The 26,526-nt window shown below is 37.6% G+C and carries 26 protein-coding genes; 11 read left to right on the top strand and 15 right to left on the bottom strand.

Going from position 1 to position 26,526, the window contains the following annotated elements:
- Positions 1–340: 340 nt before the first annotated feature.
- Positions 341–1,297: a M28 family peptidase gene (locus tag C9E89_RS03270; protein ID WP_107007004.1), complete on the bottom strand. Its 957-nt coding sequence runs from the start codon at positions 1,295–1,297 to the stop codon at positions 341–343.
- 158 nt (positions 1,298–1,455) lie between these two features.
- On the opposite strand from C9E89_RS03270, the gene rlmH reads away from it, so the two are divergent.
- The 5 genes from rlmH (at position 1,456) to C9E89_RS03245 (ending at position 5,252) form a co-directional block, all read left to right on the top strand.
- Complete coding sequence (rlmH, locus tag C9E89_RS03265; RefSeq protein ID WP_107007003.1) at positions 1,456–1,938, top strand: 23S rRNA (pseudouridine(1915)-N(3))-methyltransferase RlmH; 483 nt, start codon at positions 1,456–1,458, stop codon at positions 1,936–1,938.
- 158 nt (positions 1,939–2,096) lie between these two features.
- Positions 2,097–2,873 carry a DODA-type extradiol aromatic ring-opening family dioxygenase gene (locus C9E89_RS03260; RefSeq protein WP_107007002.1) on the top strand — a complete coding sequence of 259 codons (777 nt, stop codon included), beginning with the start codon at positions 2,097–2,099 and terminating at the stop codon, positions 2,871–2,873.
- 235 nt (positions 2,874–3,108) lie between these two features.
- Entirely contained in the window at positions 3,109–3,885 is a 777-nt protein-coding gene (locus C9E89_RS03255) for an META and DUF4377 domain-containing protein (RefSeq protein ID WP_107007001.1), read from the top strand.
- Between the two features lie 114 nt (positions 3,886–3,999).
- Entirely contained in the window at positions 4,000–4,419 is a 420-nt protein-coding gene (locus C9E89_RS03250; RefSeq protein ID WP_107007000.1) for an META domain-containing protein, read from the top strand.
- Positions 4,419–5,252: a hypothetical protein gene (locus C9E89_RS03245; protein ID WP_107006999.1), complete on the top strand. Its 834-nt coding sequence runs from the start codon at positions 4,419–4,421 to the stop codon at positions 5,250–5,252. Before C9E89_RS03250 ends, C9E89_RS03245 begins: the two co-directional genes overlap by 1 nt.
- 63 nt (positions 5,253–5,315) lie before the next feature.
- On the opposite strand, the gene gdhA is transcribed toward C9E89_RS03245, so the two are convergent.
- The gene (gene gdhA / locus C9E89_RS03240) at positions 5,316–6,659 is read right to left on the bottom strand and encodes an NADP-specific glutamate dehydrogenase (RefSeq protein ID WP_107006998.1); all 1,344 of its coding nucleotides are present in this window, start codon (positions 6,657–6,659) and stop codon (positions 5,316–5,318) included.
- Between the two features lie 329 nt (positions 6,660–6,988).
- On the opposite strand from gdhA, the gene C9E89_RS03235 reads away from it, so the two are divergent.
- The 3 genes from C9E89_RS03235 (at position 6,989) to C9E89_RS03225 (ending at position 9,094) form a co-directional block, all read left to right on the top strand.
- Positions 6,989–7,780: an RnfABCDGE type electron transport complex subunit B gene (locus C9E89_RS03235; RefSeq protein ID WP_107006997.1), complete on the top strand. Its 792-nt coding sequence runs from the start codon at positions 6,989–6,991 to the stop codon at positions 7,778–7,780.
- 29 nt (positions 7,781–7,809) lie between these two features.
- Positions 7,810–8,487 (top strand): endonuclease III, encoded by a 678-nt coding sequence (gene nth / locus C9E89_RS03230; RefSeq protein WP_171405067.1) that lies wholly within the window; start codon positions 7,810–7,812, stop codon positions 8,485–8,487.
- Positions 8,488–8,629: 142 nt separating this feature from the next.
- Positions 8,630–9,094, top strand: coding sequence for a GNAT family N-acetyltransferase (locus C9E89_RS03225; protein ID WP_228198971.1), 465 nt, complete (start codon positions 8,630–8,632; stop codon positions 9,092–9,094).
- Position 9,095: 1 nt separating this feature from the next.
- Here C9E89_RS03225 and C9E89_RS03220 read toward each other — a convergent pair whose 3' ends face one another.
- From C9E89_RS03220 to C9E89_RS03200, 5 genes are all read right to left on the bottom strand, one after another.
- Positions 9,096–9,458, bottom strand: a complete 363-nt coding sequence (locus C9E89_RS03220) for a hypothetical protein (RefSeq protein WP_228198970.1) — start codon at positions 9,456–9,458, stop codon at positions 9,096–9,098.
- Between the two features lie 15 nt (positions 9,459–9,473).
- Positions 9,474–9,692, bottom strand: a complete 219-nt coding sequence (locus tag C9E89_RS03215) for a hypothetical protein (protein ID WP_107007114.1) — start codon at positions 9,690–9,692, stop codon at positions 9,474–9,476.
- Positions 9,693–9,783: 91 nt separating this feature from the next.
- Positions 9,784–10,437 carry an adenylate kinase gene (gene adk / locus C9E89_RS03210; protein ID WP_107006995.1) on the bottom strand — a complete coding sequence of 218 codons (654 nt, stop codon included), beginning with the start codon at positions 10,435–10,437 and terminating at the stop codon, positions 9,784–9,786.
- A 71-nt stretch (positions 10,438–10,508) separates the two neighbouring features.
- Positions 10,509–11,825, bottom strand: a complete 1,317-nt coding sequence (locus C9E89_RS03205) for a hypothetical protein (RefSeq protein WP_107006994.1) — start codon at positions 11,823–11,825, stop codon at positions 10,509–10,511.
- A 58-nt stretch (positions 11,826–11,883) separates the two neighbouring features.
- Complete coding sequence (locus C9E89_RS03200; protein WP_107006993.1) at positions 11,884–12,402, bottom strand: hypothetical protein; 519 nt, start codon at positions 12,400–12,402, stop codon at positions 11,884–11,886.
- 292 nt (positions 12,403–12,694) lie between these two features.
- Here C9E89_RS03200 and mrdA point away from each other — a divergent pair, with 292 nt between their 5' ends.
- Together mrdA and rsmD are read left to right on the top strand one after the other, a co-directional pair.
- Positions 12,695–14,737, top strand: coding sequence for a penicillin-binding protein 2 (gene mrdA, locus C9E89_RS03195; protein WP_107006992.1), 2,043 nt, complete (start codon positions 12,695–12,697; stop codon positions 14,735–14,737).
- The gene (gene rsmD, locus C9E89_RS03190; RefSeq protein WP_107006991.1) at positions 14,730–15,284 is read left to right on the top strand and encodes a 16S rRNA (guanine(966)-N(2))-methyltransferase RsmD; all 555 of its coding nucleotides are present in this window, start codon (positions 14,730–14,732) and stop codon (positions 15,282–15,284) included. The genes mrdA and rsmD overlap by 8 nt, the downstream gene beginning before the upstream one ends.
- 47 nt (positions 15,285–15,331) lie before the next feature.
- Here the strand turns inward: rsmD and C9E89_RS03185 are convergent, their stop codons facing one another.
- Entirely contained in the window at positions 15,332–15,550 is a 219-nt protein-coding gene (locus tag C9E89_RS03185; RefSeq protein WP_107006990.1) for a hypothetical protein, read from the bottom strand.
- 215 nt (positions 15,551–15,765) lie between these two features.
- On the opposite strand from C9E89_RS03185, the gene C9E89_RS03180 reads away from it, so the two are divergent.
- Complete coding sequence (locus C9E89_RS03180) at positions 15,766–16,527, top strand: 3-oxoacyl-ACP reductase (RefSeq protein ID WP_107006989.1); 762 nt, start codon at positions 15,766–15,768, stop codon at positions 16,525–16,527.
- A gap of 266 nt (positions 16,528–16,793) precedes the next feature.
- Here the strand turns inward: C9E89_RS03180 and C9E89_RS03175 are convergent, their stop codons facing one another.
- From C9E89_RS03175 to C9E89_RS03145, 7 genes are all read right to left on the bottom strand, one after another.
- Positions 16,794–17,309: a hypothetical protein gene (locus C9E89_RS03175; protein ID WP_107006988.1), complete on the bottom strand. Its 516-nt coding sequence runs from the start codon at positions 17,307–17,309 to the stop codon at positions 16,794–16,796.
- Positions 17,310–17,453: 144 nt separating this feature from the next.
- The gene (sucD, locus tag C9E89_RS03170; RefSeq protein ID WP_107006987.1) at positions 17,454–18,344 is read right to left on the bottom strand and encodes a succinate--CoA ligase subunit alpha; all 891 of its coding nucleotides are present in this window, start codon (positions 18,342–18,344) and stop codon (positions 17,454–17,456) included.
- Between the two features lie 12 nt (positions 18,345–18,356).
- Entirely contained in the window at positions 18,357–19,520 is a 1,164-nt protein-coding gene (gene sucC / locus C9E89_RS03165) for an ADP-forming succinate--CoA ligase subunit beta (protein WP_107006986.1), read from the bottom strand.
- A 168-nt stretch (positions 19,521–19,688) separates the two neighbouring features.
- Positions 19,689–21,125: a dihydrolipoyl dehydrogenase gene (gene lpdA, locus C9E89_RS03160; protein WP_107006985.1), complete on the bottom strand. Its 1,437-nt coding sequence runs from the start codon at positions 21,123–21,125 to the stop codon at positions 19,689–19,691.
- 60 nt (positions 21,126–21,185) lie between these two features.
- Positions 21,186–22,397, bottom strand: a complete 1,212-nt coding sequence (odhB, locus tag C9E89_RS03155) for a 2-oxoglutarate dehydrogenase complex dihydrolipoyllysine-residue succinyltransferase (protein WP_107006984.1) — start codon at positions 22,395–22,397, stop codon at positions 21,186–21,188.
- Positions 22,397–25,234, bottom strand: a complete 2,838-nt coding sequence (locus C9E89_RS03150; RefSeq protein ID WP_107006983.1) for a 2-oxoglutarate dehydrogenase E1 component — start codon at positions 25,232–25,234, stop codon at positions 22,397–22,399. Before C9E89_RS03150 ends, odhB begins: the two co-directional genes overlap by 1 nt.
- Before the next feature lie 577 nt (positions 25,235–25,811).
- Positions 25,812–26,522, bottom strand: a complete 711-nt coding sequence (locus C9E89_RS03145; RefSeq protein ID WP_107006982.1) for a succinate dehydrogenase iron-sulfur subunit — start codon at positions 26,520–26,522, stop codon at positions 25,812–25,814.
- Positions 26,523–26,526: the final 4 nt, after the last annotated feature.

Here is a 26,526-nt window from a genome sequence, read left to right as displayed (position 1 = left end):
TTAAATTTATAGCACAATAATAGTGATTATATTTTAAACAAAAACCATTGAAATCAAATATAATTTATAGGAGATAAAATCTTATATATAAAAATATACATTGCAATGAGTCATATACCAAGTTGGTTTATATAGTTTATCTTAATTCTATATTTATTTTAATTGAGTACCTTGAAAAAATAAAAATAGACTCAATATTTATAGTAATCACTAAACTTTTTATAGTTTCCAGTTGATTAACTTCAATCTGAATCTCCAGACAGAGCGAAGTTAAAACACAGTCTAAGTTTTAAGACTGTGTTTTTTTATGTCACTTAAAATATAGCCACTTTCATCTTGATTATTCTTTTTCTAGCAAACTATACACCACACCATTAATAACATCCGTCATTTTATTTACATTCAATTTTTCAACCGTATCATCTTTGGTATGATAATGTTTATTTCTAAAAAATGCCGTATCTGTGATCATAATTGCAGGTATTTCAACATTCCAATAATTCATATGATCTGAAAAATCAATTCCTTTGACAAAGGATGGTGCAACCAAACGTTGACAATCTAAACGCTTTAAATCTTTCATTGAATCACAATATTTTTCACCTAAATGACGTGAACTAAAGTTACTCACTGCTCCAATAAAATTGCCATGTTTAGGATAAAACAAGCCTAAACCTGAGGGGTATTCTTGTATTTCTTTATGGTCAAAATAGCCAATCATTTCTAAAATATAAACGGCTTGAATTTGAGATTTTTCATTTAAAATAGATTGAGCATGTACATAGCTTCCCATATGCTCAGTACGAAAATAGGGTGGCTCTTCTAAGGTATAAAAAACAAAATCAACATTATGTTTTAAACGTGTTTTATTTGCCGCCAAAATTCGTGCAGTTTCAATCACACCTGCCACACCTGAAGCGTTGTCATCTGCACCTTTGAAATTTCCATAAACATCGTAATGCGCACCAATAATGACTTTTTTAGAGTTTCCTGTTTGTAAATGACATACCACATTACGGTAAGTTTTGCCTTCCACCTGATAAGGTTGATATTCGCAAGGAATTGAAAATTGCTCAATTTGCTTTTTTAAGTAAGCTGCAACACGATCTAATTCTTTGGTATTTTCATAATTTCTAAAAGCATAAGGGGCAATAATATAATCTAAATAACCATTTAAACGGTATGCATCCGCTTGACGATGAATACTCGTATCTGCATAAATATTACAAGCAAAACCACAAATAACGCTCACACTTGCTAATTTTTTAAATCCTTGAAAGAGATTTTTAATGTACATTTCCTCGCCTTTTTATGCATTTTTTTAAATTTTAAAATTGTATTGGATGACGATTTACATCATCTGTGAATTTTTTACACCATCTATGAATTTTCTCGTCCTGAGCATCAACAATATAACGTTATAATATTGAGATTGCCACGTTAGATCATGTTTATATGAAAATCCGTATTCTGACCATCGGTCAAAAAATGCCTGCTTGGGTACTGACAGGTTTTGAAGATTATTTCAAACGTATTCAACCCTTTGTACAAACTCAAATCATTGAACTGCCTATGGCAAAACGTGGAAAAAATGATTCTGAAGCTGATATTTTAAAATACCGCCAAATTGAAGGTGACAGCATACTTGCGCAGTTAAAGCACAATGAAGTTCTCATTGCCCTTGAAGTGGGTGGTCGTGAGTTCAGTACCGAGAAACTCGCAGAAACCATGAAAGGTTGGATGCTTGAAGGCTATGATGTTGCTTTAGCCATTGGTGGACCAGATGGGCATTCTGAAGCTGTGCGCAAAGCTGCTGCATGGCATTGGTCACTGTCTAAACTCACCCTGCCACATCCATTGGTACGTGTCATGTTGATTGAACAATTGTATCGTGCGATGAGTATTAACCATAATCATCCCTACCACCGTGCAGGTTAAAACACTATTTTTAACATTAGTTTGCAGCGTTGCATCAATGCAACATTCTGTTGAAATTACAGGGCTTATGTCTTGAAAAAAACTCAGGCATCATTGGAACATTCATACAGTTCTGGTGAATGCTCTATCTTTTTGTTCTTCTGTTTAGGCGTATTGTTATGAATTTACAAACACTTCCGGGTTTATTTATTTCACATGGTTCTCCCATGCTTGCGCTTGATCCTGAACAAGTTGGTCCAGCACTGCAACGTTTGAGTTTGAATCTTCCTCAGCCTCAAGCCATCATCATCATGTCAGCGCATTGGGAAAGTGAAGCGCTTGAGGTGAGCACTGCTGTACGTCCTGAAACATGGCATGACTTTCGTGGTTTTCCACAAGAACTTTACGAAATTCGTTATCCTGCTGCGGGTCATCCTGAATTAGCAGAAGAAATTTTGCATCTTTTAGCAGAAGCACATATTCCTGCGCATGCCAATAGCACACGTCCTCGTGATCACGGTGTGTGGATGCCTCTCTTACATATGTATCCTGAAGCCAATATTCCTGTGGTCGAAATTTCTTTGCCTATGAATATGAGTGCAGAGCAAATTTATCAGATTGGACAAGTGCTTGCACCATTACGTGAAAAGCAAATTTTATTGATTGGTTCAGGAAGTATTACTCATAATTTAAGAGAGCTGTCTTGGAATGGTGACAATAGCAATGTACCAACATGGGCATCGACTTTTAGAAATTATGTCGTCAGTAAATTAACCCATAGTGATTATGGTGCTGTGTTAGATTGGCAACAAATTCCTTTTGTGCAAAAAAATCATCCAACACTTGAGCATTTTGCCCCACTGTTTTTTGCTATGGGTACAGGTACACGATTTAGTGTAGTACATAGCAGTTTCTCAATGGGTGCTTTAGGTATGGATCTTTACCGTTTCGATTAAAATGCCGATTTATTTAATTGAGAATAAGTGATCACTGGATTGCTTATTCTCAAGCTTTATTTTATTTTCTTTTTCTATTTTTAACTATAATTACTTAAAAATAACATTTTGTTCAGTTTCATTTAACTTTCTACCTGATTCGTTACATTTTTAAACCGAATGATTCAATTCTATCCATATCTTTTAAATCTACCTGTTTTATCCTATACACAATTTATTGATACTGTGAATAAACATGAAATTCAAATATTTAGCTTTAGCAATTTTGCCATTGGCTGTGGCTGCTTGTCAGTCTAGTGACATTCAAAAAGTTGGAGATTTAGCAGTGTCAGTGTTACAACAACAAAATGCAGATAAAATTTTACCGACTTATCAATGGTCAGCAGATACTGGTGCAGCTAAACCATTAGTACTGAATTTTGCTCAAGATGGCAGCTTAGGTATTTCTACGAGCTGTAACGGTATGTCTACAAGCTGGAAAATTGAAAATAACCAAATTGTTAGCACCAATGTAGCATCTACATTGATGGCATGTTCAGGTGATGCAGCAAAACAAGAAGGTCTTGCAGCAAGCTTGTTTGAACAAGGTAAAACTGCTTTTGTATTAAATACAAGTAATCCACAAAACCCAACGTTGACCCTGACATCTGCTAAAGGTGAAAAAGTGGTATTTACAGGTCAATTAACACCTGAAACAAAATACCAATCTCAAGGTGAAACCATTTTCCTTGAAATTTCACCTGAAACCAAAGAATGTACTGCGGGTGTAATGAAGAAACAATGCTTACAAGTTCGTGAAATCAAATATGCGGACAATGGCGTTAAAACACAAGTAGATAAAGACTGGACGTTGTTCTACGACAATATTGATGGTTTCACTCATACAACTGATGAGCGTCAAGTTGTGCGTATTAAGCGTTATGAAATTAAAAATCCTGCGGCTGATCAGTCTAAATATGCTTATGTACAAGACATGATCATTGAGCGTGAAGCGGTTAAAGGTTCTCTTTAATTTTTATACATCAAAATAGTTTTTTTAAAACCGATGTTTAGGCATCGGTTTTTTTAATCCTTTTCAATAATTCCAATATGTGTGATTAGAACATGAAAACTAAAATAATGATGCTTGTCCTATTCTGTACGTCTTGTACTGAAAAACCGCTATCTACACAAGAAACTCAAAAAACTGCTCAGTCAATATACATGGGCATATACACCACCCAATATTGACATTCCGATTGAACTGACGTTTAGTAACGATCATCTCAGTGCATATACGTCCTGTAACACTATGGGCGAGTCTTATAAAATTATTGAACAGAAAATGATAGCCCCTATCATTTTTGGCGATGCCCAAGCATGTGCACCCAACATCATGCAACAGGAACACTTTATTCGTATGTTTTTTCTGCAAGCTGTACCCTTTCAAATTAAATATGCTTCAAGCAAACACCCGAAACTTATTTTCCAAAAAGACCAACAAGATCATATATTTATAGGTACAAAAATTTCGAGTAAAACAAACATCCTCATGGAGAATAACTAATGAAAATCATGCCATTATTGTTTTTCTGTGCATTATTATCTGTTTCAGCTTGTCAAAACTCCCCCTCTAAAAATCAAACACTAAGCCCTACTGCTCCGTTATCCGCACAACAATTCACTGATGCCTTAACACAACATACATGGAGCTATACTCCACCAAACAGCTCAGTGCCTATTCTTGTTAATATTTCAACTCAAGGTACTCAAATTTATAGCGGCTGTAATCAAATCTCAAAAGCACATGTACTCGATGGCAATCACCTCCAAAGCAAAGGTACTCAGATTCAAACTTTGATGGGCTGTGGCACACTAGAGTCCCAAGAAAATTTAGCGACTCAAATTTTTACAGATGTACATTTAGATATTCAAACGCATGCCAAAGATCAAAAAAAGCTGAATGTTTCGTTAAAAAATGGCGCTATATATACCTTTCAGGCACTTCCCTATATTTCTGATCTATCCTATTATGATGCTGAACTATTGAAAAAATTTACATGGCAACATCAAACTGATGAACAAAGCCTTGACCAAATTCAACCCTTACTTATCAATTTCACAGCCGATCGTATGCTGTTTTATGCAGGCTGTAATGGTCAAAGTCAAAAATATATCCTTGAAAATAAGACGCTCATTCCAAAAAGTGACTTTAGAAGCCAAGTGAAATTTTGTGGCAATACACAACATGAACAACATATTGCTCACATCATGTCCAAGCCTATGAATATCAGGTTTAACTTTTCAACGGCTTTACCAACTTTAATTTTAGAATCAAAATATCAACCCAATATGATTTTTCAAGCCATTCCGCGAAAACAAGACCTGAAATCAACTTGATTCAATGCCATAAAAAAACCGATGCAAAAGCATCGGTTTTTAGATTTATTCGAGGTTTAAACCTTAGAATACACCTTGTGTGATCATCGCATCAGCCACTTTTACGAAGCCTGCAATATTTGCACCATTTACATAGTTCACAGTACCATCTTCTTCAGTACCGTATTTCACACAGTTACGGTGAATTTCTTTCATGATCGCATGTAAACGCTCATCTACTTCTTCAAATGTCCAACCCAAACGGATTGAGTTTTGTGACATTTCAAGACCAGAAGTTGCAACACCACCCGCATTTGATGCTTTACCTGGTGCATAAAGAATTTTCGCTTCAACGAATTTCTCTACAGCTTCAAGTGTAGAAGGCATGTTTGCACCTTCAGCGACACAGATCACGCCATTAGCAAGAAGTGCAACTGCATCGTCTTCATCCAATTCATTTTGTGTTGCACATGGTAGTGCGATATCACATTTGATTGACCAAGGACGTTGACCTTCAAGGTATTCAAAACCGTGTTTAGACGCAAACTCTGAAATACGACCACGTTTTACATTTTTAAGTTCCATCACTTCACGTAAAAGCTCAGTAGTGAAACCATTTTTAACGTATACCGTACCGTTAGAGTCTGAAAGTGAAACCACTTTCGCGCCTAAGTACATCGCTTTTTCAGCAGCAAACTGAGCAACGTTGCCAGAACCTGAGATTGCTACAACTTTATCTTTAAAGCTTTCACCACGAGTTTTAAGCATTTCTTCAGCAAAATAAACTGTACCAAAGCCAGTTGCTTCTGGACGTGCCAAAGAGCCACCAAAAGACAAACCTTTGCCTGTAAATACACATGAAGTGTCATTGCTGAGCTTCTTCATCATACCTGCCATGTAACCGACTTCACGACCACCTACACCGATATCACCCGCTGGAATATCTGTATTTGAACCAAGGTGACGATAAAGTTCGATCATTAATGCTTGGCAGAAACGCATGATTTCGCCTTCTGACTTACCTTTAGGGTTAAAGTCAGAACCCCCTTTACCACCGCCCATTGGCAATGTAGTCAAAGCATTTTTAAAAGTTTGTTCGAAACCTAAAAATTTTAAAATTGAAAGGTTTACAGATGGGTGGAAGCGCATACCACCTTTGAATGGTCCAATTGCAGAGTTATATTGAACACGGAAAGCACGGTTTACTTGTGTTTGACCTTGGTCATCTAACCAAGATACACGGAATTGAATCGCACGTTCTGGCTCTACAAGACGTTCAAGCAAACCATAATCTGCATATTGTGGATTTTTCTCAATAAATGGCCATAAGCTGGTCATTACTTCTTCTACAGCTTGCAGAAATTCAGGTTGGTTTGGATCACGTGCTTTAACGTAATCTAGGAAGTCATTCAGGCTAGTATATTTCAACGCTCAATCCTCAGCATAAGGGGTGAATCAAAATTGGTCAAATTTTTCAAAAGAATGATATATTTTGGCGCAAAGTATTTAATCTCTTTTGTTAACAATCTACAACACTTTTTCTAATGTTTTTTTAAATAATTATTAAATTCAACATGATATTTACTAATAAATAAAAAAAATTATGCCCATTCAGTCGCATTTTTCATATATTCACTGTGGCATTTTTGCTCATATTTAGCGCATTTTTCGTCCTATTTTGGATCAACCACAAAACCCTAGGAATATGTTAAAATTTATTCGTATTTTATTTTCCTGACCCCGCAAGTTTTTATCGCATGAATTCGCAAATTTCTCTCATCCAACAAATCGATGCCCTACTTCCACAAACTCAATGTGGATTATGTGGTCATCGTGATGGTTGTCTGCCTTACGCTCAATCTATTGCTCAAGGGGAAGCTGCGAATAAATGTGTACCTGGTGGGCAACCTGTTGCCGATGCTTTGGCACAACTTCTCAATCGTGAACAATTGGTTGCTGAAGAAAGTGTTTGGGCAATTCAAAGTGATGGTCGCCCTCAACGTATGAAAGCGATTATTCGTGAAGATGAATGTATTGGCTGTACCAAATGTATTAGTGCTTGCCCCGTCGATGCGATCATTGGCTCTGGAAAGCTGATGCACACGATTTTGACAGACTTATGTACAGGCTGTGAACTATGCATTCCTCCATGTCCTGTAGACTGTATTGACCTTGTTGAAGACACTCAAGCAATTCCTGATGAGCTTCACCGTATCGCTGAGCAAGATGATTTACGCCAACGTTATTATTCACATATTCAACGTGAAGAAAAACGCCGTATTCATCGTAAAGGACCTGTTGTTCGTGCTGAAATCGATACTCAACTTTTTGCACAATTTTCGACACAAATCCAAGAGCTTCCATCAATTCAACTCAGTGATAAAAGCCCAGAGAGCACACCTACAATAGATGCTAAAACAACGATTGAACTTGCTAAACTTCGTACACAAATTAAGAAGTTAGAAAAACAACTGTCTGTGCGTATGGATGAGAAAAAACAAATTCAACTCAATGAATTACAGCAACAATTAAGTGCTTTACAAAGCTAAAAGAGGAGAAAATTGTGACTGTTAAAAATATGACTAAAAAGCAAATTCAGACTTTTTTTGAAATTTTGCGTGAACAACGTCCTCATCCTGAAACAGAGCTAAATTATTCAAATGCTTTTGAGCTTTTAGTTGCAGTCACTCTATCTGCTCAAGCCACAGATGTCAGTGTCAATAAAGCCACAGACAAACTCTTCCCCATCGCCAACACACCAGAGCAAATTTATGCACTCGGTGTAGATGGTTTAAAAGAATATATAAAAACCATTGGTTTATATAACTCTAAAGCTGAAAATGTCATCAAAGCCTGTAAAATTTTGATTGAGAAACATAATAGCCAAGTCCCTGACAATAGAGCTGATTTAGAGACTTTACCTGGTGTAGGACGTAAAACTGCCAATGTTGTGTTAAATACTGCATTTGGACAGCCTACAATGGCTGTAGATACTCATATTTTCCGTTTGGGGAACCGTACTGGCTTAGCCGTAGGTAAAAATGTATTAGAAGTTGAACACCGCCTCATAAAAGTTATTCCTAAAGAGTTTATTTTAGACTCGCATCACTGGTTAATTTTGCATGGGCGTTATACCTGTATTGCACGTAAACCGAAGTGTGGCGAATGTGTTGTTTCTCATGTTTGTAATTGGAGTGATAAATATGAGTTTGGTGCAGCAAAAGAAATCAAAATGAAGCCCTTAGACAAAGCCTAATCATGATTTTAGGCTATTGATTTTCGAGTTTTAACATTAAATTATTTCAATATTTGGAGCTTTTAAATTGAAATAAAAGTTGTGTGATACTTATAATTCAGATCAAACAATCATTTTAAAAACCATCAAAATGTCTAAAATAATGATTCGACAACTGAACGCTAATGATGTTGATGACTTTAGAACAATCAGACTTTCAGCACTCAAAAATTCGCCTGAAATGTTTGGCTCATCTTATGCAGTTGAAACTACAAAACCATTGAATGTTTTCGCAGAGGTGATTTCAAAGTATACAATTTTTGCTGCTTATTCTCAGCAAAAGATTATTGGTGTATTGATTCTTGATCTAGAAAATGGCTCAAAAAATAAGCCTCAAGCACAGCTATATGGCTTTTTTGTTGAACCCACTTTTCGTGGACAAGACATTGCAACACAACTTTTACAAGCAGTCATTCAGTATGGTCAGCCATATGTAGAACAAATCATACTTTCAGTACTTGCCAATAATATTGCAGCGATTAATTTATATCAAAAACTTGGTTTTAAAATTAATGTTTCTAGTGAAATGAATGATGAAAATGAAGTCAAAATGATTTTCTTTTATTAATTTACTTTACAACAACCAAGTCATATTCCTTACGAAAATAAATATTTCCACCATAAGCATTACGGGTTGCACCTTCCAAAACGATTCGATACTGACCTGAGTGCGTGGGTGTACCTTTGATTTCGATGGTATGCTCACTATAAGGAAGTTGCCCTACCCCTGTATACATTTTCAACCCAGAATTTATAGGGATAGAAGTATCAACAAATAAACCATCGATCAAGGTAACTTTTTCAATCTCAATTTTCGCATTGTAATATTGTCCCACGACCGCATTGGGCAAAACTTTCGGCGTAATCTGAATCTCTTGAGTACATGCCATTAAAAACAAGCTAAACAATAAATATAAAGCTTTTATTTTCATGAAACTCCAGATGTATTATTTATTTTTATTTTCCAAATCTTTTTTCATTTTTTCTAATCTTTTCCATTCCTCAGCAAGCTGTGGATGAACTTTATAATCCGCAGTTTTTCTCATTTCTCTACGTTCTTGCAACTCTTCTTTTTGTGCTTTACGTAATAATTTAAAACTGATCACCAATAAGCCCAGTAAAACAAGAACACTTAAAACAACCAAGGCAATTAATGCAATTTTAATCAAGATTTTATTCCTCAGCCATAAAAAAAGAGCCCTAATATGAATGAGGACTCTTTTTTTGTCAAAGTTTTAACAACTTTGCGCAATGGTTTTATTTATCTAAGATTGCGAATAAATCTTTTTGAACAACTTCGATATCACGTAAACCATCTAACTTATCATAAGTTGGTGCATTTTCACCTGAGGCAGCACGACCTTGATAAAAACCAACTAATTGTTCAGTTTCAGTATGATAAGAACCTAAACGTTTACGAATCGTTTCTTCTTGATCATCTGGACGTTGAATAAGATCTTCACCAGTTTCATCATCTTTACCTTCCACTTTTGGTGGGTTGTAAATCGTATGATAAACACGACCAGAAGCCGCATGCTGGCGACGACCAGAAAGACGTTTTACAATCTCTTCATCTGGTACATCAATTTCAATCACGTGATTGATAGCAATCCCTTCTTTTTCCAAAGCTTCAGCTTGAGGAATCGTACGTGGGAAACCATCAAAGATACAACCATTGACACAATCAGGCTGTGCAATGCGTTCTTTTACTAAACCAATAATCAATTCATCTGATACTAAACCACCAGATTCCATAACATTTTTAGCCTTAAGACCTAATTCAGTACCTTCACGAATCGCAGCACGGAGCATATCACCGGTTGAAATTTGTGGGATATTGTAGCGCTTACAGATCAACTGAGCTTGAGTACCTTTGCCTGCTCCAGGTGGTCCGAGTAGGATAATGCGCATAAAAAACATCCTCTTTTAAAACAATATGTATGATACCTACGATGATCCCTCTGGGATGCACGGGTATCTATTTATAAGAAAGCAACAAACAAATGGATTAGACCTGCTAAAAATCCTGTGACTCCTCCCAAAACAATCAAAAGCCATTCGTCTTCTCTAAAGGCAGGACGTAATAGATTTTGAAATTCTGTTGGTGTCAGTTCACGGATACGCTCTCTAAACATTTGAAAGATTTTCTGTGCACGGCTCGCATTAAAGGCTGGGTCGCTTACAGGCACCATCGTAATTTCAATGGAACGATCAATCAAGTCTGTTTTAAGTTTAGCATATTCCGAAGGACCTATAGAAAGTTGTAAAGCTGTTCGTATCAATGGCGTTTCCATGATGCTATTCACATGGCGCTTAATAATACGACGTGTTTTTTCCTTTCTTGGTCCATACATCATTTCGGTCATGATGGATTTTAAAGTAATTAGGTCTTCTGTGACTACACTTGCAAAGACATCTGATACCTCATCCTGACGTTTCATGAATGCACCTTGCACATTATATGTACCGATACGCGGAATTACAGGTTTAATCCAAGGAAATTTCTTGTCTTTTGTACGCTCAAAAAATTGTGGGTAGCGAACATAATGTGGATAAACAGGGTTAAATACCATCCAAATTGCAATCCAGTTGGTTAAAAAGCCCCAAATTGCTGCAAATACAGGCACAGTACGATGGTCAGGAATCAGAATATAGACTGCCATTTGGAAGATACCAAAGAGCATTCCTATTAATGCACTGATATGCCAAATAAAATTAATTTCTTTTTGTCCAACCTTTAAGAACATGCGTACCATTAAACGGCGGTCACCTTCCATTTGTCGTACAACCATTTCTTTCATATTAACCAATGATTCAACATTCATGGTTAACTCAGTCACGAGACCTTTTAAGATATTTGGCATTTGTTGATGCGCTTGGGCATAAATACGACGCTTAATAGAATAAGGTAGGTTTTCCCACAAGACAGCATTACGATCTAACATGACTTCATCGATCAAATGTTCAAGCTCAAAACCGACTTGCTCACCAATGATACGTGCCATATCTTCTGGCTCCATAGCATTCAGGAACTCATTGAGTGAACCTAGCTTGGACAAAGTATTATCTGTAATAATGCCTGAGATACGTCCTGCTTTGCGTGGCACAATTCCTTGCCAGCCTACAGGCAGTGGACCAATATGAAATCCCCAAAACTTAATTGGATAAAACACCATTTTCAGTGCCATCCATACATGTATCCACGTCACAAAAGCTGTCACCGGCACAATACTTAATATTGCAAGATGATCAGGTCGACTAAAAAAAGCTTGCCACAAATCGTTAACGTATTCCAACATGCATGACTCTCATATTTATTTCTATTTGCGGTCTAAAGAAAATGGATAAACATAAAAATTAAAGCCCCACACTCAATGTGTAAGCAAATTGAATTTGTGGTCGAGTTTCTTCAATCATATTGCCATTTCGATCATGTAATTCACTGCCCGCACCCATTCCAACACTGAATGTACTAATGCGCTCTTTGTTGAGTAAAACATATGACAAGTCTACACCTGCCCCATATTGAACTTTATCACCATTATCTACTTTTTTACTTTTGAGTGAACCACCATAAACGCCAACATAGAAGCCATTTTTGTCAGTTCCATTTAAAACAACAGGATAGCGAAAGCCGACTTGCCCACCAAACTCATGATCACCATTTACAAATGCGCCCAATTTAGCATAAGCAATGCCATAGGGGTTGACCCATTCACCATTAAAGTGTGCTAATTTTTGTGTTAGACCTGCACCAGCATTAAGAGTTGAGGTATCGCTTGATTTTAATTTGGCTTCTGGTAAATAGTCTTGCCAATCGGCATATGCACTATTCCCTAATCCAAAAAGTAATATTAAGGGAAAGATTTTTTTCATTATTTTCTCCATTGTCCCTAATTTTGGGTCAAACATAATCTTCCATATTTTTCCGACTTTAACAGAATTATCACGCAACTCATATACAAAACCCTAGAAATTTAGTGTCTATAAGGTCAAAGCATAAATCGTTAAGGCAATCATCTGTATTTTTATAAGCCTATTTATAAATATGCCATTTTTACAGATTTTTATAGAGATTCAAAACGAATATTTCTAATTTTGCTGCAATTCTAAGGTAAAATGGCTGCCCGCAGTATCCATTCATTTAACACAGTAAGTCGAACTTAATATGAAACAACAGTTTCCTTTAAAAAATGTTCAGCAAGAAAAGCGTATCTTTCGCAGTCGCATTTTTTTTGCTATTGGCATTGTTTCATTTTTTTTGCTCTTACTGGTGGCTCGTTACGCCTATTTACAAATTTTTCATTATGAAGAGTTTAGCCAAGCTTCAGATAAAAATCGAATTCGCCTACAGCCTATAGCGCCTCCTCGTGGCTATATTTATGATCGTAACGGTATTTTACTTGCCGATAATTACCCTGTCTTTACAGCAACGTTAAGTAAAGCTGATATTGAAGATATTGATGATACGGTTAAACGTCTCACACCTATTTTAAATTTAACAGAAGAAGATATTGATCGTTTTTCAAGTCGTATTAAAACATCCAAGAAAACTGAACGTGTCACACTCAAATTAAACTTAACTGAAGTGGATATTGCCCGTTTTAGTGAAGTGAAGTTTCAATTTCCCGGTGTTGATATTGAAACCCAAATGACACGTTACTACCCACATGGTGAATTATTTGCGCATGTTATTGGTTATGTTGGGCGTATTAATGATAAAGAGCTTAAAGCGATTGATAAAGATGCCTATGCAGGCACAAATTTAATTGGGAAAATTGGCGTTGAAAAATCTTATGAAGATTTATTGCATGGCGCGCCCGGTTATGAATCCATTGAAGCGGATGCACATGGTAATGTATTACGTCATTTAGGTCGTAAAGAATCAACACGTGGTAATGATTTATTTTTGTCTTTAGATTATGGCTTGCAAAGTGTTGCTTCTGAACAGTTAGCAGGACGACGTGGTGCGATTGTTGCGATTGACCCACGTACAGGAGAAATTTTAGCCTTAGTCTCAAGCCCAAGTTTTAATCCTAACCTATTTGTTACAGGGATTGGGCATGCTGACTATAGTGCTTTACGTGACAATTTAGACCAACCTTTATATAACCGAGCAGTTCAAGGAAGTTACCCTCCTGGTTCCACAATTAAACCAATGGAAGCGCTTGGTGGCATTCATTTTGGTACAGTTGACTGGGGAACCACGATTTCTGACCCCGGATATTTCCATTTACCTGGTGACTCACACAAATTCCGTGATTGGAAAAAAACTGGTCATGGCAGTGTAAATATGCACAAATCTATCGTGGTTTCTTGTGATACTTATTTCTATATTCTTGCCCATCAAATGGGTATAGAAAGAATGAATGAGTGGATGCGTCAGTTTGGTTTTGGTGAAAAAACTGGTGTAGATTTACCAAGTGAAAGTACAGGTTTATACCCAAGTCCTGAATGGAAAATGCGGACTCGCAAAAGTAAATGGCTCAAAGGTGAAACCATTTCGGTCAGTATTGGTCAAGGTGCATTTACCGCAACGCCATTACAATTAGCCATGGCAACAGCAATTACTGCAAATCATGGTGCGCATGTTATTCCACATGTATTACGTGAATCTAAAGGCGCTAAAAAACACCAAGTACTCAATGCTCCTACTGGAAAAATTAATTTCAATGGAACAGATAATGACTGGATCAAAATGCGTGAAGCGATGGTCGATGTGATTCAAAGCGGTACAGGTCGTGGTATTCGTACACCAATGTATCAAATCGCAGGTAAAACAGGGACAGCGCAGGTAAAAAGTATTGCACAAGGTAAACGCTATAATGAATCTATTTTAACAGAGCGCCAACTTGACCACGGTCTATTCGTTGGCTTTGCACCTGCTGAAAACCCTGAAATTGCGATTGCTGTCATTTGGGAAAATGGTCGTCATGGTGGTTCGGCTGCCAAAATTGCACGTCCTATTTTTGATTATTGGTTACTGAAACGTGAAAAAAATCCGATTCTTCCAACGAATCATCAAATCAGTGGCGGTTTAATGACAGCAGGCATTAAACCTGGTGAGCTTCCAAGTGGTGAAGCTAATTTAGCAGCTGATCCTAATGCTGTACTAAAACCAAATGCAACAAAACCAAATACCACTACACCAACACCCCAGCCTACAGCTCCTGTAGCAGCTATTCCACATGAGACTGAATTAAGTGACTAAAGCAAAAAATCAATTACGGATTATTGGTGGAGAATGGAAACGTCGTGTATTGCCATTTGCAGATATTGAAGGTTTACGTCCTACTCCTGACCGAGTGCGTGAAACCTTATTTAACTGGTTAATGTGGGATGTACAAAATAGTCATGTTTTAGATTTATGTACAGGTTCTGGGGCTTTAGCTTTTGAGGCGTTATCTCGTGGTGCTGCCACAGTCACAATGATTGAACCCAACCAAACCCAAGCCACTGTTCTAAAAGATAATATTAAACTCTTAAAAGCGGAAAATTGTCATCTCAAAGTAATGACTGCACAACAAGCACTTCAACAACTCAAAGACCCATTTGATTTAGTGTTTTTAGATCCGCCGTATAGCCTAAATTTATGGCAAGAGTTAGCTTTAGCAGTCGATCCTCTGATTCAATCTCAAGGTTTTATTTATGTTGAAGCAGATCAAGCATTACAACATTTAGATTTACCCACTCATTGGCAACTGGTCAAACAGACCAAAGCAGGCGTTGTACACGCCGGATTATTTCAAAAAGCGTAAAGTAAAAAGCTCAGTAAAATATACTGAGCTTTTTTTAAAATTAAAAATTAACGGTGTTGATGTGATGGACGATTTTGATTCCAATCTGGTCTGCTTGGGCGGTCATGATTCCAATTTGGACGATTTGGACGGTCTTTATTCCAGTGTGGTCGATCATCACGATCATAACCTGAATGATGACGATTAGGATGATCATCTAATGGTGCAACAATACAACCAGTTAATGAAACACCAAGCAATCCAACCAATAGCACTTGTTTAAGCATAGCATTTACTCACTTGATTTATTTTGTCTATTGATAAGATATCGCTTGGTGATGTAGAGCTACTGGACACTCTGTGTAAGTCTTGTATAAAACTCACACTTATTTAATTCATATTTCTATATTGATTGTTATATTTTTCAAATAGGCTTGCAGAATAGCTTTATTGAACTGATCTACTGTTAAAATATCATTATTTTTTAATTTAGAAGCTAAATATGGATATTCAAGATCAAATTGTACTTGTCACAGGTGGAGCACGTGGTTTAGGCTTAGCCATTACACGAACTTTACTTCATCAAGGAGCACGTGTTGTCGTAAATTATTACACAAGTGAACAAAGTGCCTTACAACTCAGCCAAGAATTTCCAGAACAAGTTTTTAGTTATAAAGCTGATGTCACCAAGCTTGAAGAGGTGAATATCATGTTCCAAAAAGCAAAGCAACATTTTGGGCATGCAATTACATCTGTAGTGAACAATGCTCTACTCAATTTTCAATTTAATGGTGATGCAAGACCAAAAGTTGAAACATTGAACTGGCAAAATATGCAACAACAAATTGAAAGTGCAGTTAAAGCAACATTGAATACCACCCAAGCTGCACTTGAAGATATGAAAAAAGACCATTTTGGTCGAATTATTAATATCGGAACAAATCTCGTGCAAAATCCTGTAGTTCCTTATCATGATTATACAGCCGCAAAAGCGGCACTATTGGCATTTACTCGCACTACAGCACAAGATTTAGGACAATATGGCATTAATGTCAACATGCTTTCTGGTGGCTTACTACGTAAGACCGATGCCAGTTGTGCCACCCCAGATTTTGTATTTGATTTAATCGCACAATCTACACCATTAAAAGAAGTTACAACACCAGAACAATTTGCTGATGCTGTTTTATTATTTTTATCACCGTGGTCAAGAGCGGTTACTGGGCAAAATTTAATTGTAGATGGTGGTTTAGTAAAGGGCTAAATCTGCTCACTTTCTTCTAATCTTGCATCATATATTTCTGTAAAGCTAAATGAAATTTTTCAGTTTATACATTCACCTATTATATTGAAAATATTAGCAAAAATTTATTATTGGACAAAGAAAATCTGTTTATTTTCCTTGTCCAATAGCACAACATTTATGCTGTCTGTCGTGATATTTAAAATAATGTTATGAAATATTCTTCAAAAAAATGAAATGCCATTTAAAAAATGACGCACTCAGAAAATCAAAAAAATAACGAAAAATTACAATGCTTTAGTCCAATAAATACGTACCATTTGCCCACGATCATAAGGAAAACTCGATAAATACTCGTAACCTAATGTATTATTTTTATTGAGTTTAAATTCCATTCCATACCCCATTGAGATATTCAATCCTTGTACTTCTTGATGGATCGACTGCCCTGCGCTAACTCTATTTTTAAAATCATCAGATGTAAAAGCAGTATAATTAAAAAGCTTAAAACGCTCGTCAGCATAAATTTGATTACTCAAAACTGAATAGTTTTTTAACTCCTGTTCGTGTTCTTCCGCGAGTTTTTTTTGCTCCTGATTCAAATCTTCATTTGCAATCTCAATCGCTTTTTCTATATCTATTTGTTGATTTTTATCTTTTTTCAAATGTTTAAAAAAATCATATTTGATGAAAGACGTTTTATTTTTTATTTGATCATTATTTTCTAAATTTACTTGATCTGCTGCGATCGCATAGGTTTCTAGACAAAATAGAAAAATACTGCAATAGATTTTACCCGTCATTATTGTCCCATGACATTTTTAATCCAATTGATTTAAAAAACTATAGCACTATTTTGAACAACAGCTTTGAATATTTTCCAATTTTCTTTCATAAAAAAGAGGAAGTTTACACTTCCTCTTCTGAGTAACTCAGTTTAAATCACTTTAAACTAAGCCTTTACTTTTTAACAATTCAAGCATTGTTGAACCCAACTCAGCTGGGCTACGTGTATATGCCATGCCCGCTTTTTCAAATGCTGCAAATTTTTCTTCGGCTGTTCCTTGACCACCTGAAATAATCGCACCTGCATGTCCCATACGCTTACCTTTTGGCGCAGTAACACCAGCGATATAACCAACAACAGGCTTTGTTACATTTGATTTGATATATTCAGCTGCTTCTTCTTCCGCAGTACCACCAATTTCACCAATCATAATGATTGCTTCAGTTTGAGGGTCTTCTTGGAATAATTTTAAGCAATCAATTTGGTTCATACCTGGAATCGGGTCACCACCAATACCAATACAAGTAGACTGACCTAAACCAAGCTTCGTTGTTTGTGCAACTGCTTCATAAGTCAATGTACCTGAACGTGAAATTACACCAATTTTACCTGCTTGGTGAATATGACCTGGCATAATCCCAATTTTACATTCACCTGGTGTAATAATACCTGGACAGTTTGGACCAATCAGGCGAGCACCATTACCATAAGTTTCAAGGTAACGTTTTGCTTTGAGCATGTCTAAGGTTGGCACACCTTCAGTAATCACAACAATCAACTCAATACCTGAGTCAACAGCTTCAACAATTGAATCCAGTACAAATGGTGCTGGTACATAAATTGAAGTTGCATTTGCGCCTGTTTCTTTCACAGCTTCACGCATGGTATTAAATACAGGTAAATTTAAATGCGTTGTTCCACCTTTACCTGGCGTCACACCACCAACAACTTTTGTACCATAAGCAAGAGATTGCTCAGAGTGAAAAGTACCATTTTTACCTGTGAAACCTTGTACCAATACTTTGGTGTCTTTATTTACTAATACGCTCATGATCGATACTCCTTACGCTACTGCAGCAACAACTTTTTCTGCAGCATCAGCAAGACCTGTCGCAGAAATTAATTTCAAACCAGATTCATCAAGTAATTTTGCACCCAATTCCGCATTGTTTCCTTCTAAACGAACAACAACAGGAACAGTGACATTTACTTCTTGAACTGCTGCAATAATCGCTTCAGCAATCATGTCACAACGTACAATTCCACCAAAAATATTAATCAATACAGCTTGAACAGAAGTATCTGAAAGAATAATTTTAAATGCTTCGATAACACGATCTTTCGTCGCACCACCACCAACATCAAGGAAGTTTGCAGGTTGACCGCCATAAAGTTTAATGATGTCCATCGTTGCCATTGCAAGACCAGCACCATTCACCATACAACCAATATTACCTTCAAGCGCAACGTAATTCAGATCAAATTCTGATGCTTTTAATTCACGTTCATTTTCTTGAGACTTATCACGCATCGCTGCGATTTCAGGTAAACGATAAAGCGCATTTGAATCGATACCCACTTTGGCATCAACACATAAAATTTCACCATTTTCACGAACTGAAAGTGGGTTAATTTCAAATAAAGCAAAATCATTTTCAATGAAAGCTTTATATGCACCCGTCATAATCGTGACAAATTGATTGATTTGTTTGTCTTTTAATCCAAGTTGGAATGCAACATCACGTGCTTGGAAAGGTTGTAAGCCTACTAATGGATCAACTTCTACTTTAAAGATTTTTTCAGGTGTTTCTTCAGCAACTTTTTCAATTTCTACGCCACCTTCAGTCGATGCCATAAAAGTCACACGACGTGATGAACGATCTACAACCGCACCCAAATAAAGCTCGCGTTCTACAGGATAAACATCTTCACAAACTAAAATGCTATTTACAGGTTGTCCATTTGCATCTGTTTGATACGTTACTAAGTGTGTACCTAATAGGCTTTTCGCATATTCAGCTGCTTCTTCGGCAGATTTTACAACTTTGACACCACCTGCTTTACCACGACCACCTGCATGAACTTGGGCTTTCATGACAGCAAATTTGCCTTCAATCTGCTCAAACGCTGCCGCTGCTTCTTCTGGTGATGTAATTAAAATGCCTTCTTGAACTGGCATACCATATTTTTTTAACAGCGCTTTCGCTTGATACTCATGTAGATTCATTTTTTACCTTTTACTACTTTTCACGTTGTTATTACCACCAACACTTAAACGTCCATCGCTTTAAATATTGGCATTTATTAAAATTTGTTCTTCTATATTTAGATGATTATTCAAATAAAAACAACCATCTTTTTAAAAAAAGAGCGGTCGGAACCGCTCTATTTCATTTTATTTACGTTTACGCTGGATCGCGTGAATCGCACGTCCATCTACAGCAAGTGCTGCTTCATGAACCACTTCTGAATAAGTTGGGTGACCAAAAGTCATCAACTGTAGATCTTCAACACTTGATACAAATTCAAGTGCGATCATACCTTGGTGAACGATATCAGAAGCACCAGGACCAATCACATGCATACCCAATAAACGGTCAGTTTTTGAATCAGCAACAAATTTCACAAAACCTTGAGATTCGTTTGCTGCTAAAGCACGACCATTCACCGCAAATGGGAATTGACCTGTTTTAACTTCGTGACCTTTCTCTTTCGCTTGTTCTTCAGTTAAACCAACCCAAGCCGCTTCTGGATGTGTATAAATCACAGAAATGATGGTGTCATAGTTCACTTGAGCAGCATGACCGTGAATACGCTCAACTGCCATTACGCCTTCTTCCATTGCTTTATGTGCAAGCATTGGACCACGTACCAAGTCACCAATTGCATAAACACCTTCAACAGATGTTAAGCACTGATCATTCACTTCAACCAAACCACGTTCAGTCAATTTAATGCCTGAATCTTCAGCCAATAAACCTTCTGCATATGCTTTACGACCAACACAAACGATGAGTTTATCAAACGCTTCAGTTTTGTCTTCGCCAGCTTGGTTATACTGAACAGTCACTTGACCATTGTTGATTTCAGTACCAGAAACTTTAGCGCCAATACGAATATCTAAACCTTGTTTAGTCAAGATTTTTTGATATTCTTTCGCAAGTGCTTTGTCTGCCATTGGTAAGAATGCATCTAATGCTTCAAACACAACAACTTCAGAACCTAGACGACGCCATACTGAACCAAGCTCAAGACCGATTACACCCGCACCAATCACACCTAAACGTTTAGGAATTTCTTGGAATTCTAATGCACCAGTTGAGTCAACAATTAAGTCTTCATCAACTTTTGCAACTGGAATATTTACAGGAACAGAACCAGTCGCAAGGATCACATATTTAGGTTCTAAAACTTGAACATCAGCACCTTCTAATGGTGTGAATTCAACTTTTTTACCTGCAAGTAATTTACCAGTACCTTGTAACCACTCAATGCCGTTGCCTTTTAATAATTGAGCAACACCACCTGTTAAGTTATCTACAACTTTGTCTTTACGAGCAAGAAGCTTTTGAAGATCAAGTTGTACATTTTCAACAGTAATCCCGTGTACATCTAAGCCATGAAGTGTATCTTCATAGTGATGTGAAGAATCTAAAAGCGCTTTAGATGGGATACAACCTACGTTTAAGCAAGTACCACCTAAAGATGGTTTACCTTTGTGTACACGTTTTTCGATACACGCAACTTTGAAACCAAGCTGAGCAGCACGAATCGCTGCTTCATAACCACCTGGTCCACCGCCGATTACAACTAAATCAAATTGTTGAGACATGTTTATCTCCAAAAACGAGCTCAGGGGATCGCCCTAAGCTCGTATTGTTATTCTAAAGAATTAAAGATCAAGGATAAGACGAGCTGGTTCTTCTAACAATTCTTTGATTGCTACAAGGAAACCTACAGCTTCTTTACCATCGATTAAACGGTGATCATAAGAAAGTGCCAAGTACATCATTGGTAAAATTTCAACTTGACCATTTACAGCCATTGGACGTTCTTGGATTTTATGCATACCCAAAATCGCTGTTTGTGGCGTATTCAAAATTGGTGTTGAAAGTAATGAACCGAAAGTACCACCATTAGTAATAGTGAACGTACCGCCAGTCATATCTTCGATGCCTAATTTACCATCACGCGCTTTACCAGCGTATGCACGAATACCGTTTTCAACTTCAGCATAGTTCATGCGGTCAGTATCACGAAGTACAGGTACAACCAGACCACGTTCACTTGATACAGCTACACCGATGTCATAGAAGCCGTGATAAACGATGTCATCACCATCAATAGATGCATTTACTGCTGGATAGCGTTTAAGTGCTTCTGTTGCAGCTTTAACAAAGAAAGACATAAAGCCTAAACGAGCACCATGGCGTTTTTCAAATGCGTCTTTATATTGAGCACGCATTTCCATGATTGGTTTCATGTTCACTTCATTGAACGTTGTCAACATCGCAGTTTGTTGCGTTGCAGCAAGTAAACGCTCAGCAACACGCTTACGAAGACGAGTCATTGGAACACGTTTTTCAACACGTTCGCCTACAGCAACGCTTAATGGCGTTACAGAAGCTGCTGGTTTAGCTTGATGATTTGCAACATCTTCTTTAGTGATACGACCACCACGACCAGTACCATCAACATCAGCTGCTGCGATACCTGTTTCAGACAATGCTTTACGTACTGCAGGAGCTTGGTCTGCCACTTGAGCACGTTCAACAACAGGTGCATTACCTGCTTGAGTTTGTGCAACTGCTTGTTCAACTTTCTCTTCAGACTGAACAGCTTGAGTTTGTGCAGCGCCAGAAACAGCACCTGCTTCAAAAGTTGCAATCACTTCAGCAGAAAGCACAGTATCGCCTTCATTTTTGATGATTGCAGAAATAGAACCGTCAGCAGGAGCAACAACTTCTAAAACAACTTTATCTGTTTCAATATCACAAATTACTTCGTCACGTGATACAGCTTCACCTGGTTGTTTGTGCCAAGTTGCAATTGTTCCATCAGCAACTGACTCTGGAAATACAGGTGCTTTAATTTCGGTTGCCATTATTTAGATTCTCCTGATTGATCAGCGACGATCGCTAAAGCGTCATTTACAAGCTGAGCTTGTTGTTTTGCATGCAAATAAGGTGAGCCACACGCAGGTGCAGCTGAAGCTTCACGCCCCGCATAGCTAATTTGAACTTGTTGACCTGCTTTCATCACGCCTTCATATAGACGTGGAGCAATGAATAACCAAGCGCCTTGGTTTTTCGGCTCTTCTTGACACCAAACAAGTTCTTTTACGTTTGGATAAGTCGCCAATACTTCAGCAAGACGTTTTTCTGGGTACGGATAAAGTTGCTCAACACGTACGATTGCAATGTTCAAGTTTTGTTCACGACGTTTTTCAAGTAAGTCGTAATAAACCTTACCACCACAAAGTACAACACGTGTTACATCTTGTTTATTGATTTGATCCACTTCATCAATCACAGTTTGGAAGGTACCAGTTGCAAGCTCTTCTAAAGTCGAAGTTGCAAGTTTGTGACGAAGCAATGACTTCGGTGAAGTCACGATCAATGGTTTACGGATTGGGCGAACAGCTTGACGACGCATTGCATGGAAAATCTGCGCTGGTGTCGTTGGCGTAATCACTTGCATATTTTCTTCAGCACATAACTGTAAGAAACGTTCTAAACGTGCAGATGAATGCTCTGGACCTTGACCTTCAAAACCATGTGGAAGAAGCAACGTTAAGCCACACACACGTTCCCATTTGGTTTCACCAGATGAAATGAATTGGTCAATAACGACCTGTGCACAGTTAGCAAAGTCACCGAACTGAGCTTCCCAAATAATTAAACTTTTTGGAAGTGTAGTTGCATAACCATATTCAAATGCAAGAACCGCCATTTCTGACAATAATGAGTCATAAATTGCAGTACGTGGTTGATTTTCTTTTAAGTTACATAATGGAATGTAAACTGAACCATCAACTTGGTTATGTAATTTTGCATGACGATGTGAGAATGTACCACGACCAACGTCTTCACCTGTCAAACGAACAAGGAAACCATCATCAAGAATAGAAGCATAAGCAAGTGTTTCTGCTGCACCCCAGTTCAATGGCATTTCACCAGTTTGCATTTTCAAGCGATCATCAATCACTTTCGATACTTGACGTTGCATCACGAAGCCTTCAGGCAACTCACGCATTTTACGACCAAGTTCTTTTAAGCGTTCGATTGGGAAAGTTGTATCCCAGTCATCTGTATAATCATGACCAAGATATGGTGTCCAATCGACAAACATTTTTTTGTTTGGTTCAAGAACAAGTGCATTGGCAACATGACGACCTGCTTCAAGGTCTTCACGATATTTTTCAACCAAAGCATCAGCATCCGCACGATCCAACACTTTTTCTTGTACAAGCTGATCAGCATAAAGCGTACGAGTTGTCGCTTTTTTATTGATCACTTGATACATCATTGGTTGAGTTGCTGCTGGTTCATCCGCTTCGTTATGACCACGACGACGGTAACAGAACATGTCGATTACAACATCTTTACGGAAAGTATGACGGAAATCATGTGCTAACTGTGCAATAAACAATACAGACTCAGGATCATCACCATTGACATGGAAGATCGGCGCTTGGATCATTTTTGCAATGTCAGTACAGTATTCTGTAGAACGTGCATCACGTGGATCAGAAGTTGTAAAGCCCACTTGGTTATTCACCACGATATGAACTGTACCACCCACTGTATAACCACGAGTTTGTGACATTTGGAAAGTTTCTTGGTTGACACCTTGACCTGCAAATGCAGCATCACCGTGTACAATCACTGGCAATACATCATCACCACCAATGTCTTTACGGCGCACTTGACGTGCACGTACAGAACCTTCAACTACAGGTCCAACAATTTCCAAGTGTGATGGGTTAAACGCCAACGCCAAGTGAACTTCACCACCTGGAGTCATCACGTTAGATGAGAAACCTTGGTGATACTTAACGTCGCCAGAACCTTTTTTATGTAGTGATTTGCCTTCAAACTCACCAAATAAATCAGCAGGGTTTTTACCCATAATGTTCACAAGTAAGTTCAAACGACCACGGTGTGGCATCCCGATCACAACTTCTTTACAACCTACAGAACCTGCACGTTGAATCAGTTCGTTGACCATTGGAATGAAAGACTCACCACCTTCAACGCCAAAACGTTTAGCACCAACATATTTATTACCAAGGAATTTTTCTAAACCTTCGGCTGCTGTTAAACGTTCAAGTACGTGTTTTTTCTGGTCAGCAGAAAAATTGAATTGACCACGTGCACCCTCTAGGCGTTGTTGAATCCAACGTTTTTCTTTGGTATCAACAATGTGCATATATTCTGCACCAATAGAAGCACAATATGTTGCTTCCATCGCTTCAACCATTTCACCTAAAGTCGCTTCAGTTTTACCAATTGCAAGATTACCAGCATTAAATACGGTATCTAAATCTGATTTGGTTAAACCATGCGCTGCAAGATCTAAATCAGGTACGTCTTCACGTTTCGCCAAACCGAGTGGATCAAGTTTTGCTTTTTGATGACCACGGTTACGGTATGCCGCGATTAGTTGTAAAACACCAATTTGACGACGTTCATGCTCAGTACTTACTTCACTTTGCACAACAGGCTGAACACGACTTGAATTACGACCTAATAATAAAAATTGCTCACGAATATTTCCGTGTGGTTGATCACCTTTAGGGAATTTATCGAAATATTGCTGCCAATCCTCGCCTACTGAGGTTGGAGAAGATAGGTACTGCTCGTAAAGCTCTTCAATATACGCTGCACTATCAGCGGAAAGTTCAGTATCAAGACGCAGTGCGTCAGCAATTTCTTGCATTTGTGGACCCATTTCCTATTGCAAAAACATTAGAGGGTGCTTTTTAAGCACTCCCATGATTGATCATGCCAAATCGGTAAATTGACATTCACCCATCAGGTACTTATGACCATGGGGCGTTACAACATTAGCTCAACACTAATGCAAATAATGAATCATAACGCCCTCATGGCATCATCACTCACTGATATACTCAACCAAGGCTGAGCAATTTTTTGCAAATCGACTTAGAAAAAATAAATATTCAGATTTATTTTTTCTAAAACGACTTCATTTTTATTCATATAAATAGTTATAAACCTATATGAAGCAGTCTTATGTTGAAAATATGTACGATAATTAAGTACTTTTTCACACTTATGACGGTTTGTTAAATCGTAACATGAACTATAACATCAATTGATTTTTTTGACACATACCTCTTATAAATTGGCGAAATACATGTGTTAAATAATCTAATATCATTCGCCCATTTATATAAACAATCCATACAATAAATCGCTAAATTCAATTCATTTTTAAACTCAATAAAAAAGCGCACATCAAAATATGATGTGCGCTTTCTTTTTCAGCAAAATTAGCCTGCTTGGTCGAGCAACATGCTACGGATATGACCGATCGCTTTCGTTGGGTTCAAACCTTTAGGGCAAACTGACACACAGTTCATAATCCCTTTACAACGGAATAATGAGAATGGGTCATCAAGACGCGATAAACGATCTTGAGTCGCTGTATCACGAGAGTCAATAATGAAACGGTATGCATTCAACAATGCAGATGGACCCAAGAATTTATCAGGGTTCCACCAGAATGATGGGCATGAAGTTGAACAACATGCACAAAGAATACATTCATACAAGCCATCTAAGTGCTCACGGTCTGCAGGAGACTGTAAACGCTCTTTCGGTGGCGCAGGTTGATTATTGATTAAGAAGGGTTGAATCTTGTCATACTGATCGTAGAACTGATTCATATCCACAACTAAATCTTTAACCACTGGTAAGCCTGGTAATGGACGAATTACGATTTTTTCAGGTAAATCGTTTAAGTTCCATAAACAAGCAAGACCATTTTTACCATTGATGTTCACGCCATCAGAACCACAAATACCTTCACGGCAAGAGCGACGGAAAGTCAATGATTCGTCTTGTACTTTTAACGCAAGAAGAGCGTCAAGCAACATACGGTGCTTATCAGTCAATTCAAGTTTAAAAGTTTGCATGTACGGTGCTTTATCCTTATCAGGATCATAGCGGTAGATTTCGAATGTACGGGTACCTCTACTCATCTTA

This window comes from Acinetobacter sichuanensis (assembly GCF_003024515.2).
In the GTDB taxonomy this organism is placed as follows: Bacteria; Pseudomonadota; Gammaproteobacteria; order Pseudomonadales; family Moraxellaceae; genus Acinetobacter; species Acinetobacter sichuanensis.
This window is presented reverse-complemented; position numbering and strand designations above follow the sequence as displayed.

Coding starts and splice junctions, on each gene's coding strand:
- C9E89_RS03270 (WP_107007004.1), bottom strand. CDS start 1,297: ATGTACATTAAAAATCTCTTTCAAGGATTTAAAAAATTAGCAAGTGTG.
- rlmH (WP_107007003.1), top strand. CDS start 1,456: ATGAAAATCCGTATTCTGACCATCGGTCAAAAAATGCCTGCTTGGGTA.
- C9E89_RS03260 (WP_107007002.1), top strand. CDS start 2,097: ATGAATTTACAAACACTTCCGGGTTTATTTATTTCACATGGTTCTCCC.
- C9E89_RS03255 (WP_107007001.1), top strand. CDS start 3,109: ATGAAATTCAAATATTTAGCTTTAGCAATTTTGCCATTGGCTGTGGCT.
- C9E89_RS03245 (WP_107006999.1), top strand. CDS start 4,419: ATGAAAATCATGCCATTATTGTTTTTCTGTGCATTATTATCTGTTTCA.
- C9E89_RS03235 (WP_107006997.1), top strand. CDS start 6,989: ATGAATTCGCAAATTTCTCTCATCCAACAAATCGATGCCCTACTTCCA.
- nth (WP_171405067.1), top strand. CDS start 7,810: ATGACTAAAAAGCAAATTCAGACTTTTTTTGAAATTTTGCGTGAACAA.
- C9E89_RS03225 (WP_228198971.1), top strand. CDS start 8,630: ATGATTCGACAACTGAACGCTAATGATGTTGATGACTTTAGAACAATC.
- C9E89_RS03220 (WP_228198970.1), bottom strand. CDS start 9,458: ATGAAAATAAAAGCTTTATATTTATTGTTTAGCTTGTTTTTAATGGCA.
- adk (WP_107006995.1), bottom strand. CDS start 10,437: ATGCGCATTATCCTACTCGGACCACCTGGAGCAGGCAAAGGTACTCAA.
- C9E89_RS03205 (WP_107006994.1), bottom strand. CDS start 11,825: ATGTTGGAATACGTTAACGATTTGTGGCAAGCTTTTTTTAGTCGACCT.
- C9E89_RS03200 (WP_107006993.1), bottom strand. CDS start 12,402: ATGAAAAAAATCTTTCCCTTAATATTACTTTTTGGATTAGGGAATAGT.
- mrdA (WP_107006992.1), top strand. CDS start 12,695: ATGAAACAACAGTTTCCTTTAAAAAATGTTCAGCAAGAAAAGCGTATC.
- C9E89_RS03185 (WP_107006990.1), bottom strand. CDS start 15,550: ATGCTTAAACAAGTGCTATTGGTTGGATTGCTTGGTGTTTCATTAACT.
- C9E89_RS03180 (WP_107006989.1), top strand. CDS start 15,766: ATGGATATTCAAGATCAAATTGTACTTGTCACAGGTGGAGCACGTGGT.
- C9E89_RS03175 (WP_107006988.1), bottom strand. CDS start 17,309: ATGACGGGTAAAATCTATTGCAGTATTTTTCTATTTTGTCTAGAAACC.
- sucD (WP_107006987.1), bottom strand. CDS start 18,344: ATGAGCGTATTAGTAAATAAAGACACCAAAGTATTGGTACAAGGTTTC.
- sucC (WP_107006986.1), bottom strand. CDS start 19,520: ATGAATCTACATGAGTATCAAGCGAAAGCGCTGTTAAAAAAATATGGT.
- lpdA (WP_107006985.1), bottom strand. CDS start 21,125: ATGTCTCAACAATTTGATTTAGTTGTAATCGGCGGTGGACCAGGTGGT.
- odhB (WP_107006984.1), bottom strand. CDS start 22,397: ATGGCAACCGAAATTAAAGCACCTGTATTTCCAGAGTCAGTTGCTGAT.
- C9E89_RS03150 (WP_107006983.1), bottom strand. CDS start 25,234: ATGCAAGAAATTGCTGACGCACTGCGTCTTGATACTGAACTTTCCGCT.
- C9E89_RS03145 (WP_107006982.1), bottom strand. CDS start 26,522: ATGAGTAGAGGTACCCGTACATTCGAAATCTACCGCTATGATCCTGAT.